This window comes from Rhodococcus sp. A14, assembly GCF_011603105.1.
Taxonomy (GTDB): domain Bacteria; phylum Actinomycetota; class Actinomycetes; order Mycobacteriales; family Mycobacteriaceae; genus Rhodococcus_F; species Rhodococcus_F opacus.
The window spans coordinates 50407-67009 of record NZ_JAAOQS010000004.1 but is presented as its reverse complement, the minus strand read 5'-3'; the positions used below and the strand labels follow the sequence as shown (position 1 = coordinate 67009).

The 16603-nt window shown below is 66.3% G+C and carries 17 protein-coding genes and 2 pseudogenes; 13 read left to right on the top strand and 6 right to left on the bottom strand.

The genetic code is table 11. The features are described from left to right. Positions 1–7 precede the first annotated feature (7 nt). From G9373_RS03715 to G9373_RS03680, 8 genes and pseudogenes are all read left to right on the top strand, one after another. Positions 8–1159, top strand: a complete 1152-nt coding sequence (locus G9373_RS03715) for an acyl-CoA dehydrogenase family protein (RefSeq protein WP_005570194.1) — start codon at positions 8–10, stop codon at positions 1157–1159. Positions 1160–1283: 124 nt separating this feature from the next. After that, positions 1284–2078: an enoyl-CoA hydratase-related protein gene (locus G9373_RS03710; protein WP_007301580.1), complete on the top strand. Its 795-nt coding sequence runs from the start codon at positions 1284–1286 to the stop codon at positions 2076–2078. Positions 2079–2106: 28 nt separating this feature from the next. After that, positions 2107–2841 (top strand): SDR family oxidoreductase, encoded by a 735-nt coding sequence (locus G9373_RS03705; RefSeq protein WP_005260983.1) that lies wholly within the window; start codon positions 2107–2109, stop codon positions 2839–2841. 25 nt (positions 2842–2866) lie between these two features. Then, positions 2867–4546, top strand: coding sequence for an AMP-binding protein (locus G9373_RS03700; protein ID WP_167113919.1), 1680 nt, complete (start codon positions 2867–2869; stop codon positions 4544–4546). An 11-nt stretch (positions 4547–4557) separates the two neighbouring features. Beyond that, on the top strand, positions 4558–5700 hold the full coding sequence (locus G9373_RS03695) for an acyl-CoA dehydrogenase family protein (protein ID WP_167113916.1): 1143 nt from the start codon (positions 4558–4560) through the stop codon (positions 5698–5700). An 89-nt stretch (positions 5701–5789) separates the two neighbouring features. Beyond that, entirely contained in the window at positions 5790–6452 is a 663-nt protein-coding gene (locus G9373_RS03690; RefSeq protein WP_005260980.1) for a TetR/AcrR family transcriptional regulator, read from the top strand. A gap of 19 nt (positions 6453–6471) precedes the next feature. Further along, positions 6472–7071, top strand: a complete 600-nt coding sequence (locus G9373_RS03685; protein WP_054247700.1) for a hypothetical protein — start codon at positions 6472–6474, stop codon at positions 7069–7071. Positions 7072–7099: 28 nt separating this feature from the next. Then, a pseudogene (locus G9373_RS03680) lies at positions 7100–7994 on the top strand (IS5 family transposase). 10 nt (positions 7995–8004) lie between these two features. On the opposite strand, the gene G9373_RS03675 reads toward G9373_RS03680, so the two are convergent. Beyond that, on the bottom strand, positions 8005–8238 hold the full coding sequence (locus G9373_RS03675) for a hypothetical protein (protein WP_005250954.1): 234 nt from the start codon (positions 8236–8238) through the stop codon (positions 8005–8007). A gap of 257 nt (positions 8239–8495) precedes the next feature. Between G9373_RS03675 and G9373_RS03670 the strand changes: the two genes are divergently transcribed. Both G9373_RS03670 and G9373_RS03665 read left to right on the top strand, forming a co-directional pair. Then, positions 8496–10037 carry a DUF4118 domain-containing protein gene (locus tag G9373_RS03670; protein WP_005260977.1) on the top strand — a complete coding sequence of 514 codons (1542 nt, stop codon included), beginning with the start codon at positions 8496–8498 and terminating at the stop codon, positions 10035–10037. A gap of 55 nt (positions 10038–10092) precedes the next feature. After that, positions 10093–10527, top strand: a complete 435-nt coding sequence (locus G9373_RS03665) for a response regulator transcription factor (protein ID WP_043787868.1) — start codon at positions 10093–10095, stop codon at positions 10525–10527. Here G9373_RS03665 and G9373_RS48085 read toward each other — a convergent pair. After that, positions 10505–12139: a protein kinase gene (locus G9373_RS48085; RefSeq protein WP_005260975.1), complete on the bottom strand. Its 1635-nt coding sequence runs from the start codon at positions 12137–12139 to the stop codon at positions 10505–10507. The genes G9373_RS03665 and G9373_RS48085 overlap by 23 nt on opposite strands. 52 nt (positions 12140–12191) lie before the next feature. Between G9373_RS48085 and G9373_RS46205 the strand changes: the two genes are divergently transcribed. Continuing rightward, positions 12192–12758, top strand: a complete 567-nt coding sequence (locus tag G9373_RS46205; RefSeq protein WP_231137704.1) for a hypothetical protein — start codon at positions 12192–12194, stop codon at positions 12756–12758. 398 nt (positions 12759–13156) lie between these two features. Here the strand turns inward: G9373_RS46205 and G9373_RS03650 are convergent, their stop codons facing one another. After that, positions 13157–13669 (bottom strand): peptide deformylase, encoded by a 513-nt coding sequence (locus G9373_RS03650; RefSeq protein WP_005260973.1) that lies wholly within the window; start codon positions 13667–13669, stop codon positions 13157–13159. On the opposite strand from G9373_RS03650, the gene G9373_RS03645 reads away from it, so the two are divergent. Further along, positions 13659–14171 (top strand): PadR family transcriptional regulator, encoded by a 513-nt coding sequence (locus tag G9373_RS03645; RefSeq protein ID WP_005260972.1) that lies wholly within the window; start codon positions 13659–13661, stop codon positions 14169–14171. The genes G9373_RS03650 and G9373_RS03645 overlap by 11 nt on opposite strands. Positions 14172–14192: 21 nt before the next feature. Here the strand turns inward: G9373_RS03645 and G9373_RS03640 are convergent, their stop codons facing one another. The 3 genes from G9373_RS03640 to G9373_RS03630 all read right to left on the bottom strand — a co-directional run bounded on the left by G9373_RS03640 (position 14193) and on the right by G9373_RS03630 (position 15975). Then, complete coding sequence (locus G9373_RS03640) at positions 14193–14498, bottom strand: WhiB family transcriptional regulator (protein ID WP_005260971.1); 306 nt, start codon at positions 14496–14498, stop codon at positions 14193–14195. 243 nt (positions 14499–14741) lie between these two features. Then, positions 14742–15041, bottom strand: a complete 300-nt coding sequence (locus G9373_RS03635; RefSeq protein ID WP_054247699.1) for a hypothetical protein — start codon at positions 15039–15041, stop codon at positions 14742–14744. Positions 15042–15117: 76 nt separating this feature from the next. After that, positions 15118–15975, bottom strand: a complete 858-nt coding sequence (locus G9373_RS03630) for an SGNH/GDSL hydrolase family protein (RefSeq protein WP_167113913.1) — start codon at positions 15973–15975, stop codon at positions 15118–15120. 204 nt (positions 15976–16179) lie between these two features. Between G9373_RS03630 and G9373_RS03625 the strand changes: the two are divergent. Continuing rightward, positions 16180–16602, top strand: a pseudogene (locus tag G9373_RS03625) (SDR family NAD(P)-dependent oxidoreductase); the annotation flags it as partial. Position 16603 lies beyond the last annotated feature (1 nt).

The following is a 16603-nucleotide window of genomic DNA, read 5'->3' as shown; positions in this document are numbered from 1 at the left end:
AGCATCCATGGACCTGACACTGACCGAGGAGCAGAAGGAGTTCCGGCAGCTGGCCCGCGACTTCGTGAACAAGGAGGTCGTGCCGCACCGCGCCGCGTGGGACCGCGCCGAATCGGTGGACACCGCGATCGTCGAGAAGCTCGCCGACATCGGCTTCTTCGGCATGACCATTCCGGAGGAGTACGGCGGTCTCGGCGGCGACTACATCACGTACTGCCTCGGCATGGAGGAACTCGGCCGGGCGGACTCCGCGGTCCGGGGCATCGTGTCGGTGTCGATGGGGCTGGTGGGCAAGGTCATCCTCTCGCACGGCACCGAGGATCAGAAGCACGAATGGCTGCCCCGCATCGCGTCCGGTGAGGCGCTCGCCTGCTTCGGGCTCACCGAGCCGGACAACGGTTCCGACCCGGGCAATCTGAAGACCAAGGCGGTACGCAGCGGCGACGACTACGTCATCAACGGGTCCAAGATCTTCATCACCAACGGCACGTGGGCGAAACTGTGCCTGGTGTTCGCGCGCACCGGAGGCCCTGGGCCCAAAGGGGTTTCGGCCTTTCTGGTTCCGACGGACACCCCGGGATTCGAATCGCGCGAGATCCGCGGAAAGCTCGGACTGCGCGGGCAGGCGACGGCCGAGTTGTCCTTCACGGACGTCCGCGTCCCCGCGAGTTGCCTGCTCGGATCCGAGGGGCAGGGTTTCTCCATCGCGATGCACTCGCTGGACAAGGGTCGCGTGTCGGTGGGCGCGGGTTGCGTCGGAATCATCCAGGGCTGCCTCGAGGCCGCCGTCGCCTATTCCCGCGAGCGCACGCAGTTCGACCGTCCGCTCGCCTCGTTCCAACTCGTGCAGGACCTGATCGCCGACATGTCCGTCGACGCCGACGCGGGGCGGTTGCTCACCTGGCGGGCCGCCGACCTGATCGAGCGCGGTGAACCGTTCGGGACGGCCGCGTCGAAGGCGAAGTACTTCTGTAGTGAGGCCGCGGTTCGCGCCGCCAACAACGCAGTACAGATCTTCGGTGGGTACGGGTACGTCGACGAATATCCCGTCGCCAAATACATGCGCGACGCGCGGGTGATGACGCTCTACGAGGGCACCAGTCAGATCCAGAAGCTGCTGATCGGACGAGCGGAGACCGGGGTCGGCGCCTTCCTCTAGCACCACCGAGCGCCGGGTGACCCTTGACACACTCCATGATGTGAATATACGTTCATTCACAGAGAATGACGCTTCACAAATTGTGAACACCAGCTCATTGCAGACTCCCGAGAGAGGAATCACCGTGACCGACTACGAAGACATCACCTACGAGGTCGACGGCCCGGCTGCGGTCGTGACGATCAACCGCCCCGCGCGCTACAACGCCTTTCGTGGCAAGACCGTCGAGGAGCTGATCAAGGCCTTCCGCTCGGCGTGGGCCGACGACGCGGTGCAGGCGATCATCCTCACCGGTGCGGGGGAGAAGGCGTTCTGCACCGGAGGCGACGTCAAGCAGCGCGCGGAGACCGGCGACTACGGCCCGACCGAGAGTGGAATGTTCGAAATCGGCAACCTGCACAAGCTGATACGCGACGTCCCCAAGCCCGTCATCGCCGCGGTGAACGGCATCGCTGTCGGCGGCGGCCACGTCCTCCACGTTCTCTGCGACCTCACCATCGCGTCCGAGACCGCGAAGTTCGGCCAGGCCGGTCCCCGAGTCGGCTCCTTCGACGCGGGCTTCGGGTCCGCCTTCCTGGCGCGAGTCGTCGGCGAGAAACGCGCCCGGGAAATCTGGTACCTCTGCCGCCAGTACGACGCGGTCACCGCCGAACGCTGGGGCCTGGTCAACTGGGTGGTTCCCGCCGACCGACTGCTCGACGAGGCCAAGGCCGTCGCCGCGGAGATCGCCGAGAAGAGCCCCACCACCCTGCGTTTCCTGAAGCAGTCGTTCAACGCCGACACCGATCACCAGGCCGGGCTGAGCAACCTCGCGATGTCTGCGCTGGACCTGTTCACGCACTCACCGGAGGGCCTCGAGGGGGCGGCGGCGTTCGCGGAGAAGCGCAAGCCCGATTTTAACAAATACGTGAACGCCTGAGTCCGCCAGCACGGGAAGTGGGAAAAGCATGAGCAACAACATCGCAGTGGTCACCGGCGCAGGATCCGGCATCGGCCGGGCCATCGCCCTCGCGCTCGCCGAGCACGGCGACACGGTGGTCGTCGCCGACCTCGACCCGCAGGCCGCGGAGAAGACAGCAGCCGAACGGCCCGACCGGCTCATTCCGATGACCGTCGACGTCGCCGACCGGGCGCAGGTCGACGCCCTGCGCGACCGGGTGACGGCCGAGGTAGGCGTCGCGAACGTCCTCGTCAACGCGGCGGGGTGGGACCGCACCGATCAGTTCCTCAACGCCACTACCGAATTCGCCGAGAAGGTCGTCGCCATCAACTATCTCGGGCCCGTGCACATGTGCAGTGCATTCCTTCCCGGCATGGTGGAGGCGGGTAACGGCGGGCGCGTCATCAATCTCGCGAGCGATGCAGGCCGTGTCGGCAGTGCGGGGGAGAGCATCTACGCCGGTGCGAAGGGGGGCGTGATCGCGCTGTCGAAGTCGCTCGCCCGTGAGATGGCCCGGTACGGGATCAACGTCAACTGCGTGTGCCCGGGCCCGACCGACACCCCGCTGTTCCAGGCGCAGCCGGAGAAGCTCAAAGAGTCTCTGGTGAAGGCCATTCCGTTCCGGCGGCTCGCCCGCCCGGAGGAAGTGGCGGCGCCGGTCCTGTTCTTCGCGTCCGAATCCGCGTCGTTCATCACGGGCCAGGTGATCAGCGTCAGCGGTGGCCTCACCATGGCCGGCTGACCGGCACCGGGACGGAGGACTCATCATGACGTACACATACGATGCTCACGCCTATCGTCAGTACTTCGAGCACGATTTCACCTATCTGAACGGCTTCCGGCGCAACACCCACCGGTACGCCGATCGACTCGCGATGCAGTCCCCGTCGACCGGCGAGAGCTGGACGTACGCCGAACTCGGTGATCGCGTCGACCGGCTCGCCACCGGGCTTGCCCGCGCCGGCGTCGCACCAGGCGATGTCGTGGCCTACCAGTTGTTCAACGGTTCCGAATTCGCCCAGCTGTACCTGGCCGGGCAGGCCTGCGGCGCGGTCGGAGCGCCGATGAACTTCCGGCTCGCGTCCGGGGAGACCGCGGTCATCCTCGACGCGAACCGCCCCACGGTGTTCTTCTACGACACCGAGATCGGCGAGATGGTGCGGGATGCCTTGTCGCGCTCCACACACAAGCCCGCGCTCGTCGTTGCCGTCGGACCCGGAGAACCACTGCCGGGAAACGGTTTCGAGGTGATTCGCTTCGACGAACTCGTGGCCGAGTCGGCCTCACCGCCGGACGTGAGTCGCACGGTGTGGGACGAAACCACACGGCTGTTCACGTCCGGAACCACCGGCATGCCCAAGGGTGTTCCGCTGAACAGCATGATCGAGATCTTCAGCGCCCACGACGTGATCATGCACTTCCCGCTGACAGCGGAAGACAAGACACTGAACATGACTCCGTGGTTCCACCGCGGCGGGCTGTACTGTGCCGGGCCGAATCCCACGTTCTATCTCGGTGCCTCGCTGGTGGCGCAGCGCAGCTTCGACGCCGAGGTCACCCTCGACTACGTCGAGGAATACGGGCTGACGTTCCTGATCGGTGCCCCGACCAACCTGGCGGTGCTCGCTCGCGCACAGGAGGAGAAGCCCCGGGACCTGTCGACCCTCAACGGCATCGTGACGATGGGTGCGCCACTCGAACGGGAAGCGGCACTGCACTATCAGAAGGTGCTGAATCCTCGCATCTTCAACGGGTACGGCAGCACCGAAGGGTTCTGGAACACCTTCCTCCGGCCCATCGATCTGCCGGAGATGGCCGGGACCGCCGGGCGGGCCTGCATCGACGACGACGTCGCCGTGGTCCGGCTGTTCGACGACCGCCTCGCCGACGCTCACGAGACGGTCGCCAAGGACGGAACCGAGATCGGTGAGGTCATCGTCCGCTCACCGAAAGGCGCCAACGCCTACTTCGATGCCCCGGAGCAGGAGAAACGGAAGTTCCGGAACGGCTGGCTCCACATCGGTGATCTGGCCACGTGGGACGACGAGGAGTTCGTGACGATCGTCGGCCGCAAGGACGACATGCTCCTGTCCGGCGGCGAGAACGTGCACCCCGTGCAGATCGAGGAAGCACTGGGCGGGCACCCGTCGGTCACGGATTCGCTGGTGGTCGGGGTTCCCGACGACAAGTGGGGGCAGATCGTCGTCGCCTACGTCGTCACCACCGCACCGGTCCCGTCCGCGGACGATCTGGACGACTTCTGCCGCAGACACCCGATGCTCTCGCAGTTCAAGCGCCCCCGGGCCTACCGTTTCGTGGAGTCACTCCCCGTGTCGGCGACGGGAAAGAAGTTGCACTACAAGGCCACCGGCACCGCGCGCCGGGAGTTCGAGAGCGGGGCGTTCGTCGTTCCGAGTGCCCGCGGATCCCACACCGTCAGCTCGTAAAGGACACCGTCATGACCATCGAATTCGAGTCCGAGCACCACCAGTTCCGGGACAGTGTCCGCAGCTTCGTGCGCGAGCGGATCGTCCCGAGGCACGAGCAGTGGGAGAGGGAAAGCTGCCTCGACCCGGCACTGTTCACCGACGCGGGTAAGCAGGGGCTGCTCGGCTTCCCGGTTCCCGAAGCCTACGGCGGCCCCGGCGTCGAGGACTTCCGCTACAACGCGATCGTCGTCGACGAGGTCAATCGGGCGGGTGCCGCCGCCGCGGGCATCGCATTCTCTCTGCAGAACGACGTCGTGCTGCCGTACCTGACGGACATGACGACCGAGGAGCAGAAGGCGCGCTGGCTTCCCGGAACCGTCACCGGTGAGACGATTCTCGGCATCGCGATGACGGAGCCGGGCACCGGCAGTGACCTCACCGGGATCCGCACCACGGCAGTACTCGACGGCGACCACTACGTGGTGAACGGCAGCAAGACGTTCATCTCCAACGGCCAGAACGGCACGCTCTTCGTCGTCGCCGTGCGCACGTCGGCAGACAAGCACAGGGGGCTGTCGCTGCTCGTCGTCGAATCCGGCACACCGGGATTCTCCCGGGGCCGCAACCTGGAGAAGATCGGGCTGCACGCTCAGGACACGAGCGAGCTGACGTTCGCCGACATGCGCGTGCCGGTGGCCAACCTCCTCGGCGAGGAGGGGCAGGGTTTCTATCAACTCGTCCACAATCTGCCGCAGGAGCGCCTCTCGCTGTCCGTCGGCGCGGTCTCGGCCGCCGAGGGAGTGCTCGAGCAGACCCTGGAATACGTGAAGGAACGCAGCGCCTTCGGAAAGCCGATCGCCGGCTTCCAGAACACCCAGTTCGTTCTCGCGGAACTGGCCACGGAACTCGATCTGGCCCGGACCTATCTCGACGACTGCATCCGGCAGCACGTCCGCGGAGAACTGACCCCGGCCCGTGCGGCGCGGCTCAAGTGGTGGACCACCGAACTGCAGGTTCGTGCGGCCGACCGGTGCCTGCAACTGCACGGCGGGTACGGATACATGCGTGAATATGCGGTGGCGCGTGCGTTCGTGGACGCTCGGATCCAGACGATCTACGGCGGTACCACCGAGATCATGAAGACCATCGTCGCGAAGGATCTCGGGATCTGACGCGGGCCGGACTGCGGTTCCGGCCCCGCGCGGGATACTGTGAATACTCGTTCACCGCAGGTTCTGCCAGCAAGGAGAGGTCATCTGTCATGGCGAAGGACACGTCCGCCCTTCCACTCGACGAAGCCGTCCGCGCCGTCCGTGTCAGCTCGCGGCGACGTCAGGTGCTCGACGCCGCGGTCACGGTGATGCAGCGGACCGGCTTCCACCAGATGTCCATGCAGGCGCTGGCCGACGAGGCACAGGTGAGCGTCGGGCTGATCTACAAATACTTCGGCGGCAAGGAGGACATCCTCCTCGCCACGATCGTCGACATCCTCGACGCCTTCCGCGATCAGCTCGAGCCCGCGATGGACGCAGCGGGAACCGACCCCGTCGAGCGGCTGGTGGCCGGGTTCCGGCGCTATGTCGAGATCGTCGACGAGAATCTGGATGCCGTCGTGCTGACGTATCGGGAGAGTCGGACGCTCGACCAGGACGGGCGTGAGCGGATCAAGGAACTCGAGGTGGCGACGTCCAAGCCGCTCCACGACGCCCTCGACGCCGCGATCGCCGCGGGCATCGCGAGCGATCTCGACGTCGATCTGACGACGTTCGACATGATGATGCTCGCGCACGGGTGGGCGCTCAAGCACTGGCATTTCGCGTCCCGCTACACGGTGGACCAATACATCACGGCGCAAACACGATTCATTCTCCGCACCGTGCTGTCGGACCGGAGCATCGCGAAGTACCGACACCTGACGGAGTGACCGCGCATACGCTGACCAAATGACCAGATGGCGGTTCGACGGGGAGATCACGGGCCTGGGCACCGGCTCGGGCGTGCGCATCGTCGTCGGACACTGGTCGCGATCACCGCTCGGTGAGTTCACGGATGTCATGGTCGAACTCGCGGACGGTCACCGCGTACTCCTCGCCCCGTCGGAGGTGGTCCGCGACTTCGTCACCGCGACGTACGTCTTCGACGAGACCGTGATCGCGTCCGTCCGGTGCTCGCGGTCCGGCGGCAGCCGGACCGTCGAGGGCGGGGACCTGCGCGTGAGTTTCGAGCTCGGCGCCCGCACCACGCTCGGACGATTGCTGAACCTGATCCCGCGGGCGCTCGCGAGTGCACCGTGGTTCTGTGTGGTCAGCGACCCGATCGCCCGTGTCGTTCTCCGTGGTGTGCGTACCCGCGGCACCGCAGGCAACGGGCGCCGGGAGTACTACGGCGCCGTCGATCAGCGGCGGGTGGTGGGAATGTCCGCATCCTGGCGCGGCCGGGACCTCGGCGCGCTGCAGCCGGTGGATCCGCCCGTCCGATTCGGGTTCGGCTCGACCCCGCGGACCCCGGCTGCCACGTCGATCGTCACCACGATCGTCGACTAGAGCGTGTCTGCTTAATGTTTGATGCTTGATGCGTGATGCTGGGTATGTGTTGCGCGCCGATGAGATTTCCGATGACCTGTGGGCTGCGATCGAGCCCGTCCTACCCGCACTGGCGGGCCGAAGGGGGCGTCCGTGGAACGACCACCGGTTGACCCTGGAAGGAATCGCCTGGCGGTTCCGAACCGGATCACCGTGGCGCGATCTGCCCGAATACTTCGGTCCATGGCAGTCGATCTGGGAACGGCATCGCCGCTGGTCCGACGACGGCACCTACATCCGGATGTTCGCCGCGGTGCGGGCGGCAGCCCCCGAACGAGAGGAACAGCTCGAACGTCTGCTGTCGATCGACTCGACGATTGTCCGCGCCCACCAGCATTCGGCCGGCGCCCTGACCGATGCGCACACAGGGGGCTCGGTCGAATGACAAGAATCTGGCCAACGAACCCGCCGACCACGCACTCGGCCGCTCCCGCGGCGGGCTGAGCACCAAGATCCACGCCCTCACCGACACCTTCTGCTGCCCGCTGACGCTGCTGCTCTCGCCGGGACAGGCAGGCGACAACCCCTACCTGGCGCCGCTGCTCGACGCGCACCGCGCCCACGACACCGCAGCGTTCCGCCTGCTGGCCGACAAGGCGTACTCGCACCCGAGCACCCGAAAGAACCTGCGGGAACGCAGAATCTCGCACACCATCCCCGAACGCCGCGACCAGATCCGACGTCGCAAGGCGAAAGGATCGGACGGGGGTCGACCGCCGGCCTTCGACAAGGACCGCTACCGCGAACGCAACGCCGTCGAGCGTGGTTTCGGGCGTCTCAAGCAGTGGCGCGGCATCGCCACTCGCTACGACAAGTACGCCACCAGCTTCCTCGGTGGCGTACTCTTCGCTGCGCTCGTCATTCATCATCGCGTCCGTAAATAGCAGACACGCTCTAGTCGAAGAGGGTGGGGGCCTCTCCCGGCTGTTCGCGGTCGGCCGGTTCGACCTCGCCGGCCGGGCTCGTCGCCTTGTGCACCACGGACAGGGCCGTCGTCCGGACCGAGAGCCGATGGCCGTCGGGATGCTGCAGCGAGGCCATGCCCTTGCTGAGCTCGACCACCAGCCAGGGACCGGCGTGACCGGACGCCTGCACCAGATCACCCACCTGTATCTGTACGGCTACCACCGCTTCCTCCCAAGGTTTACTGCATCGGCCTGTGCCCAGCGTAGCGACATCGGCGGGTGTCAGCCGAGTGACGGGAACTCGGTCGGATGAGACCGGACCGGCAGCTCGATATGATGCTCATCGAGGTCTGTCCGAGTACTCCACGACTGATCCGAGCATGCACGATGACGCGAAAGTGGTCACGGCGGTCACATGGAGCCCTGTCGCGGCGCGGCGCGGAGGCCCCCTGGGCGGCTTTCGACGCGGACGCGCACCAGATGCCTGCGCGTCTGATATCGCTGCTGGTGCGTCCGACGACCCCGCCGTTGTGGTTGGGGATCGTGGTCGCCGCCACCGTGATCACCGTGGAAACCGTTGTGGTGCATCAGCTGGACAAGGTAGCGCCGCAAAATGCATTCGGTGCGGTCTTCCTGCTCGGAGTTCTGGTGGTCTCGGCTCGGTGGGGATTTGCGCTGTCGGTAATGACGACTCTGGTGAGCGCGTTCGTCTACGTCTACTTTCACCTTCAGGTGGCGGGGACCCTGCTTCCGGCCAAAGCCGGCGACTGGGTGGCCATCGTGGTCTTCCTGCCGGTCGCTCTGGTGGCCAACCTCATGGCGGGCCAGGCCAGATTGCGTACCGCGGAAGCGGTTCTGCGCCGCCGGGAGGCGGAGGCGAGCCGGGACGAGCTCGCGATCCTCGCCGAACACCAAGCCGCACTACGTCGGGTGGCGACGTTGACGGCGCGTGGGGTGAGCCCCTCGGAGGTGTTCACGGCGGTGGCCGAAGAACTCGCGCTCTGGCTGCATGTGGTCGACGCCGTGTTGCTTCGCTACGAGGGAGACGGCACAGGGACGTTGGTCGCCGTTCGATACGAGCCGGGGGAAACTCGGATGCCCGTCACCGGAGACAGGATCTCGACGGAGGGCGACGACGTCGGGGCGATCGTCTTGCGCACCGGCCACGGCGCCAGGATCGACAACCACGAAGATGTCGGTGGGGCAGTTGCTACCCGCATTCGTGCCGAGGGCTTCGGATCGATCGTGGGAGTCCCGATCGTCGTGGACAAACGGGTGTGGGGCGCGGCGATCGTCGGATCGCGGCGCACCGAGCCGCTGCCCGCGGACACCGAGGTCCGACTCGGTGACTTCGCCGATCTCGTCGCGACCGCGATCGCCAATGCGGCGACCCGTGCCGAACTGATCGCCTCGCGGGCCAGGATCATCACGGCAACCGACGAGGCCCGGCGTCGCCTGGAACGTGACCTGCACGACGGGGCCCAGCAGCGGCTGGTGTCGCTGGGACTGGAGGTGCGGATGGCGGAGGCGTCGGTGCCGGCCGAGTGGGGGGACGTGCGCGAGCAGTTGTCGGCCATCGCCTCGGGGCTCACGGGCGTGTCGGAGGATCTGCGGGAACTCTCGCACGGGATCCATCCGGCGATCCTGTCGAAGGGCGGGCTGGGATCGGCGGTGCGGACGCTGGCTCGTCGTTCCGCAGTCCCCGTTGCTCTCGACGTCGCGATCGAGGGGCGGTTCTCCGAATCGGTCGAGGTAGCCGCCTACTATGTGGTCGCCGAGGCGCTCACCAACGCCGCCAAACACGCCCACGCCTCCGAGGTGGATGTGTCCCTGCGGGCGGAGGACGGCACTCTGCACCTGGTGATCGGGGACGACGGCGTCGGCGGCGCCTCGTCCGGTGCGGGCTCCGGCCTCATCGGACTACAGGACCGTGTGGAGGCCCTTGGCGGCCACATGCTGATCACGAGTCCCCCCGGTCACGGGACCATGCTGGACATCACCATCCCGGTCGCCGACGAGTGACCGAACGGGATTTACCTGCTAGCGGGAATGCGTACCCGGGAGTATCAGGTCAACCATGGAAGACATGGTGTTGCAATTCGGTCGTCTACGGTGCCTGATCGTCGATGACAGCCCACGTTTTTCGGATACTGCTCGGCGACTGCTCGAGCGGCAGGGCATCACGGTGGTCGGCATTGCGTCGAACACCGCCGACGCGGTCCGGTCGGCCGCGGAGTTGCAGCCCGATGTCATCCTGGTCGACGTCGAACTCGGCGCGGAGAGTGGATTCGAACTCGCGGAGCGGCTCGACGAGGACGCGTTCCCGGCTGCGGTGATCTTGATTTCCACCCACGCCGAGCAGGACCTGGCGGACTTGATCGCCGGGAGCCCCGCGGTGGGTTTCGTGTCGAAGTCCGAGCTGTCGTCCGAGGCGATCCGGGATCTGCTCGGTGCCGGTGACGGAACCGAAGGGGAGCCGGTGGCTCCGGTCAGCGGGCCTCGAGGAAGGTGACGACCGCGAGAACTCGACGGTGATCGTCGCCGGTCTCGGGGAGGTTCAGTTTGGTGAGGATGCTGCGTACGTGTTTCTCGACGGTGCCCTCGGTGACCCAGAGTCGGCGGGCGATGCCGGCGTTGGAACGTCCCTCCGCCATGAGGGCCAGTACCTCCCGCTCCCGCGCGCTGAGTGCGGCGAGCGGGTCGTTGCGCCTGCGGGCGGAGACCAACTCCTGAACCAGCGCGGGGTCGACGACGGAGGCCCCCGCGGCGATGCGCTGGAGGGTGTCGATGAAATCGTCCACGTCGGTGATGCGGCTCTTGAGTAGGTAGCCGATTCCGCGGCCGCTGGCGAGTAGCTCCATCGCGTGTTCGACGTCGGCGTGCGCGGACAGGACCAGGATGCCGACTTCGGGGAATTCGTCGCGGATCGCCCGGGCCGCGTCGAGCCCTTCGGTGGTGTGGGTCGGGGGCATTCGGATATCGACCATCACCAGGTCGGGGGCTCGCTCACGGACCAGTTCGAGGAGTGTGGTTGCGTCGCCGGCCTGTTCCAGCACGTCGAAGCCGGAGCGCGTGAGCAGGCTCGCCAACCCCTCGCGGAGCAGGACGTCGTCTTCGGCCAGGATCACCCGCAGACGTGTCGTCACCGGCCTGCTCTCCGAGCTTGCCCGGGCCCGAGCCGATTGCGGATGGTCGCGGTCGTGGGGGTCGCCGAGGTCGGTGGGCACCGCCATGTCGTCGACGGTCAGGCCGTGGCGGCGCTGAATCCGCCGCAACTCCTCCCCGAACTCGGCGGCGCTCGCGGGACGATCCTCGATGTTGCCCGCCATCACATGGTTGATGGCGGAGCGCACGTCGGCGGGAATGTCGGTCTGCGTCGCATTGGACATCGTTCCGTCGGGGGTCTGCGGCACCTGGGTGGCCGTCTGCTCGGCTCGGGGGCGTTCGATGCCCGCGTGACCGTTGAGCGCACACAGGAGCGTGGCGCCGAGGCTGTAGAGATCCGACGCCGGTGTGGGGGTCTGTCCCTGGAGTACCTCGGGTGCGGTGAACGCGGGGGAACCGGAGATGAGGCCGGTGGCGGTCTCGAAGCCACCCGCGATTCGTGCGATGCCGAAGTCGGTCAGTTGAGGCTCCGCGTACTCGGTGAGCAGGATGTTCGCGGGCTTGATGTCGCGGTGGAGGGTGCCTCGCCGGTGTGCCGTCTCGAGCGCCCCGGCGATCTTGACCCCGATATGCAGACAGTCCTGCCAGCTCAGAGGGCCTGCCTCGCGGATCAGTGCGTCGAGGGAGTTGCGTGGGTGGTACTGCATCACGATGTAGGGCATGCCCGATTCCGTGGTACCGCTCTGGAAGATGCTGACGATATTGGGATGCCCGGACAGTTTGCCCATGGCGTGCTGCTCGCGGAGGAACCGGTCGAGATTGTCCGAGTCGAGCGCGGCAGCGGCAGTCAGCACCTTGATGGCAACAGTGCGTTCGAGCGAGCGCTGCCAGCAGCAGTAGACCGCTCCGAAACCGCCGCGTCCGACTTCGTGGGCATCGTCGAAGCCGGCCGCGGCCAGCTCTACCGCAATCGCCCCGAGCGGATCGGACCGCGTCGCCGGAGGATGGAATTCGGCCATCGTCGACCCCGAGTTTCCCCGTCCATGAGAAAAGCGCCCGATCACCGTGAAAGTGACCGACTTCGAGAATACTTCATCGGCGCCCGGCCCGACACGCCATGACGCCGTCTCGCACACAACGAACAATCATGGCATTGCAGCTACCTGGAAGACCGAGATTGCGGCTGGTTGCATCCGCAAGTTCCTGCTGGCAGTGACGACGCGGGGTTCCGTTTCCGCGACGATTTATATCAATGGTCGTTCGATCATCAACCCATCGCAAGCACCGCACAAGTCGGCGCAGCACAGAAAGAAAATGAAGGTGAGGACAATGAACAAGTTCGCAATCCGCACGGCGGTCGCCGCGGCGGCAATCGCACCCCTGCTCGCTCTCGGTGCCGGAACTGCTTCCGCCGCAACAGTACCCGATGTGGTTACACCCGCTGCTCGTGTCGTGCCGGATGCGGGGCCCGTGACGGACCTCCCGGATTCCGGTTTCCCCTGGGGCTGGCCGGGAGCGACGGGGCCGTTCGGACCCGGACGACAGGATGTCGGGCCCTTCCACGGGGGGTTCGGCGGCTTCGGAGGTTTCGGGCACTTCGGCCACTTCGGCGGCTTCGGTGGACACGGTGGGTTCTAGCCGCGGACGTCGGTTTCGGGTGCTCCACCCCTGATCGGCTGTGCCCGAGAGCGGGCACAGCCGAATGGAAGAAAAGGGCAGGAACGTCCCGGCGATCAAGCGAATCACCTTCGCCCCGAGCGCAATCCGTGAACCCAAATGTATCACGCCGACCGCAACGCTTCACTGCGATGAGCGATGCGGTGCTCGGCAATGTATTCGACTTGGCTGCATCGTCGTTCGATTGATGCGCACCTCCCGTCCGTGGCGCGGACCGATCCGGTCGACGCCGCCGTCTGACCCGAGTACTTCGACCCGTCACCGACCACCCACACGAGGAGCATTAGTCATGCCGTACGTCGCCACTGCTGATGGCACCGAGATCTATTACACCGAGCAGGGAACCGACGTCATGCCTCTCACCAACCGAACGGGTCACGGTCCGCTCCGGGTACCCACGTATTGCCGGGGTCGGTCCACTGACGCCGTTTGATCATCTTGCGCGCGGCGCGGTGATTGCGTCCGACGAGCCGGTCGAGGTAGAGATGCCCGGCGAGATGATCGGTTTCGTGCTGCAGGCAGCGGGCCAGATAACCGGTGCCCTCGACGGAGATCGGGTTGTTGTCGATGTCCACGCCGACCACCCTCGCCCAGTCGGCTCGGCCCGTAGGGTAACGCTCGCCCGGAACGGAGAGGCATCCTTCGAGTTCGTCCGGGTCGGGCATGGTCTCGGGCAGCGGCGAAGTCTCGAGCATCGGATTGATGACGTGCCCTCGATGTCGCCGGGTGTCCTCGACCAGGTCGTACACGAAGATCGCCCTCGGGTCTCCGACTTGGTTGGCGGCCAGGCCGGCTCCGTGAGCTGCGGTGTTGGTCTCGTAGAGGTCGTCGACGAAGGCGGCGAGTTCGCTGTCGAACGCGGTGACCGTCACCGCTGGTGTGGTCAGTCTGGTGTCTCCGGCACGCGACGCGCGTCTGGATCGAGCCGAATTGTGGTCACAGGTGAAACCCGGGTCGCTCTACGGTGCGTTGCATCGGCTCGAAGACGAGGGTCTGATCCGCCCGTTGCGGACAGAGCGGGACGGAGCATTGCCCGCCAGAACCGTGTACGAGATCACGGCGGAAGGAACCAGGGAACTCCGAGCGCTCCGCGACGAGGCGTTCACCGAGTTCGAACTCAAACCGGACCCCGTCGACCTCGCCCTGGCTGTGAGCGCAGATCTCGACCGGGAGGTGCTCCGCGGCTACGTCGAGGACCGCATCGCCGTCCTCGCGGCACGCGAGCTGCAGTTCGATCACCAGCTCGATCGCCGATGGCCCGACCAGAGTACTGCCGACGATCTCATCGTCGCCCACGCCAAGATGCGCATCCAGACCGAGATCGCCTGGCACAAGAAAGTCCTCGCCGACATCGACAAGCTGGAGGCACGGTGATCCGCGGGGAATAGGCGCCGGTCAGCGGCGGCTGCCGGAACGGAGTCGGCGGGCGTGCCGTCGGCGGTCGGCTTCGGTCATCCCGCCCCAGATTCCGTACGGTTCGTCCTCGGCCAGGGCGTGGTCGCGGCACTGGGCGAGTACGGGACAGTCCTGGCAGATCTGCTGGGCGTTCGCTTCGCGACGGGCGCGGGCATGACCGCGTTCGCCGTCGGGGGAGAAGAACACCGACGATGCGACTCCGCGGCATGAGGCCAGCTCGCGCCAATCCTCGGGGTGGGGCGCGGCCGCGGGGGCCGGTGTTCGTGACGTTTCTGCCAACAGCACTGCGGTCCTTCCGTTCCCGGCGCGTGGAACAGAACCACGTGTCGGGAAACAGATATCGATGTTCTTCGTGTGAGCGCCGGTATCGGTTACGAGCGTTCCCGTTAACAAACCGGACGGCCTGTTTAAAGATATACCGGACGACCACACGCCTGCGCCACTGGGTCGGATGTCCAGTAGTGCGGCGGTGCATCGACGTGTTTACGGATGGATTGACGAGTGTGTCGGGAGTGGCTTCCGCGGTCGTTAACGTTGCACGGCGGAGTCGAGGAGTGGAACCACCTGTCCCAGTGCCCAATCGAGGCTGGGCGGTGAGGGGAAGGCGATGGACTGCGCCAGCGTCGGTGCCAGCGGCACGTATGCGCCGCGTTCGACGGCGCCGAGCGATTGGAATGCCGGCTGCTGTTCCAGACTCTCCAATGCGCCGTTGGAACTCGTTGCCAGGATGAGATCGGCATCGGTGTCGGCGAGTAGTTCAGTGCTGATCTGGGCACGCCCGGGGATGTTGCTGACAGGTTGTGCCGTGGCGAACGGGATCAGTGTCAACCCCGGTTGGTCGAGGAACTTCGCTCCGGCGTCGTCGGTCGAATTGACGACGTAGGGAATGGCGCAACCAGGCCGATCATGGACGGGTCGCGACGACGAGTGCCGCCATTGCCCTCAGCCCTTCGTGCGTGGGGTGCAGGGGCATCGTGAACGATCGGGGGACGAGGCCTTCGAACCACCGGAGATCGGATCCGGCGCATGCATCGTGCCCTACCGCGGCGGCGGCCACGTCGACGAAGTACGCGCCGTTACTCCGTGCCGCGTCGGCGAGAGCGCTGTTCATTCTCACGAAGAACTGCACCACGAAGGCGGCGTCGGCATCGCTGGTGGGGATGTAGGGCCAGCAACCGCGGTCGCCGAAGATGCCGCCGTGCCCCACCAGGAGCACGGTCGCAGCGGGGGCCTTCTCGGTGATCGCAGCCAGGGTGGCGGACACCTTCGGGCCGAGCACGGTGAGAGCGTCGTTCATGCGCTGGGCCGTGGTGGCGTCGGAGCGACAGTTCGCGTCGAGCCCCGGGGCGAGCGTGTAGCAGGGCTCCACCAACGACGACCACGCGATGTCGTTTCCCCCGATGCTGACGGTGACGAGCGTCGTGTCCGGCCGGAGTGCCCCGATCTGCGGTGGTTGAGGTCCGGTGATGGTGAATTGTGTTTTTTCCGTGATGTTTTCGGTCTTTGCTGCCGCGCACGCCCTGCTGACGTACGATTCCGCGCGCAGGGTGTCGGCGACGATCTGCGGGTACGCGTCGGCTGTGCGGAAGCACCCGTCTCGGATCGACAACGGATCGTGTAGCGACCCGGTGGCTCGCGAATCACCCAACGCGACGTACCGGATGGCGGAGTCGGGCGCGGCGTCGGCCACCGCGAGATGCGCCCACGGGAGTGCGAGCGCCACCACGCACCCGACGAGGATCGACGACAGAGTCGACTTCACGGGAGGGCTTCGAGGACGACCGGATGGTGTGGGGCCGGCGCGTTTTTCGTCATCACTCATCTTATTTCCGCGCACCGGATATCGCCTGGCTTCGACGGACTCGGAGGAAAATTCGGCCTACCGACGTAACTCAGATACTACTAGTCTCCGAAATATGAGCATCTTCGGCGGCCGGAACTATCCCGTGATCGACCTGGACGGCGCTCCATGGCCGGCAAGCTGCCCGTGCCCGGCATGGCCGTCTACAACGCCAGCAAGTTCGGGGCGGTGGGGCTCTCCGCCTCCGTCCGGGCGGAGTTCGCTCCCGCCGGCGTCAGTGTGAGCACCGTACTTCCCAGCGCGGTGCGCACCGGACTGTCGTCGGGTGTGCCGCTGGGCGGCGGGATGCCGACCGTCGACCCGGAAGACGTCGCGGACGCCATCGTCCGGACGCTGGACCATCGTCGCGCCGAAACCGCCGTGCCCCGGTACCTCGCCGGGTGGGATCTGATCGACGCCGTGGTCCCGGAGCGTCTCCTCGATCTCGGCCGCCGTCTGATCGACGACCGGCGGGCGCTCACTGCCGTCGACCCCGTGGGGCGCGCCGACTACGACCGCCGGCTCGCCCGTCAGTCGCGGACGCCGTAGC

Coding starts and splice junctions, on each gene's coding strand:
- G9373_RS03665 (WP_043787868.1), top strand. CDS start 10,093: ATGGAAGACATGGTGTTGCAATTCGGTCGTCTACGGTGCCTGATCGTC.
- G9373_RS03700 (WP_167113919.1), top strand. CDS start 2,867: ATGACGTACACATACGATGCTCACGCCTATCGTCAGTACTTCGAGCAC.
- G9373_RS03690 (WP_005260980.1), top strand. CDS start 5,790: ATGGCGAAGGACACGTCCGCCCTTCCACTCGACGAAGCCGTCCGCGCC.
- G9373_RS03705 (WP_005260983.1), top strand. CDS start 2,107: ATGAGCAACAACATCGCAGTGGTCACCGGCGCAGGATCCGGCATCGGC.
- G9373_RS03685 (WP_054247700.1), top strand. CDS start 6,472: ATGACCAGATGGCGGTTCGACGGGGAGATCACGGGCCTGGGCACCGGC.
- G9373_RS03695 (WP_167113916.1), top strand. CDS start 4,558: ATGACCATCGAATTCGAGTCCGAGCACCACCAGTTCCGGGACAGTGTC.
- G9373_RS03715 (WP_005570194.1), top strand. CDS start 8: ATGGACCTGACACTGACCGAGGAGCAGAAGGAGTTCCGGCAGCTGGCC.
- G9373_RS48085 (WP_005260975.1), bottom strand. CDS start 12,139: ATGGCCGAATTCCATCCTCCGGCGACGCGGTCCGATCCGCTCGGGGCG.
- G9373_RS03670 (WP_005260977.1), top strand. CDS start 8,496: ATGCCTGCGCGTCTGATATCGCTGCTGGTGCGTCCGACGACCCCGCCG.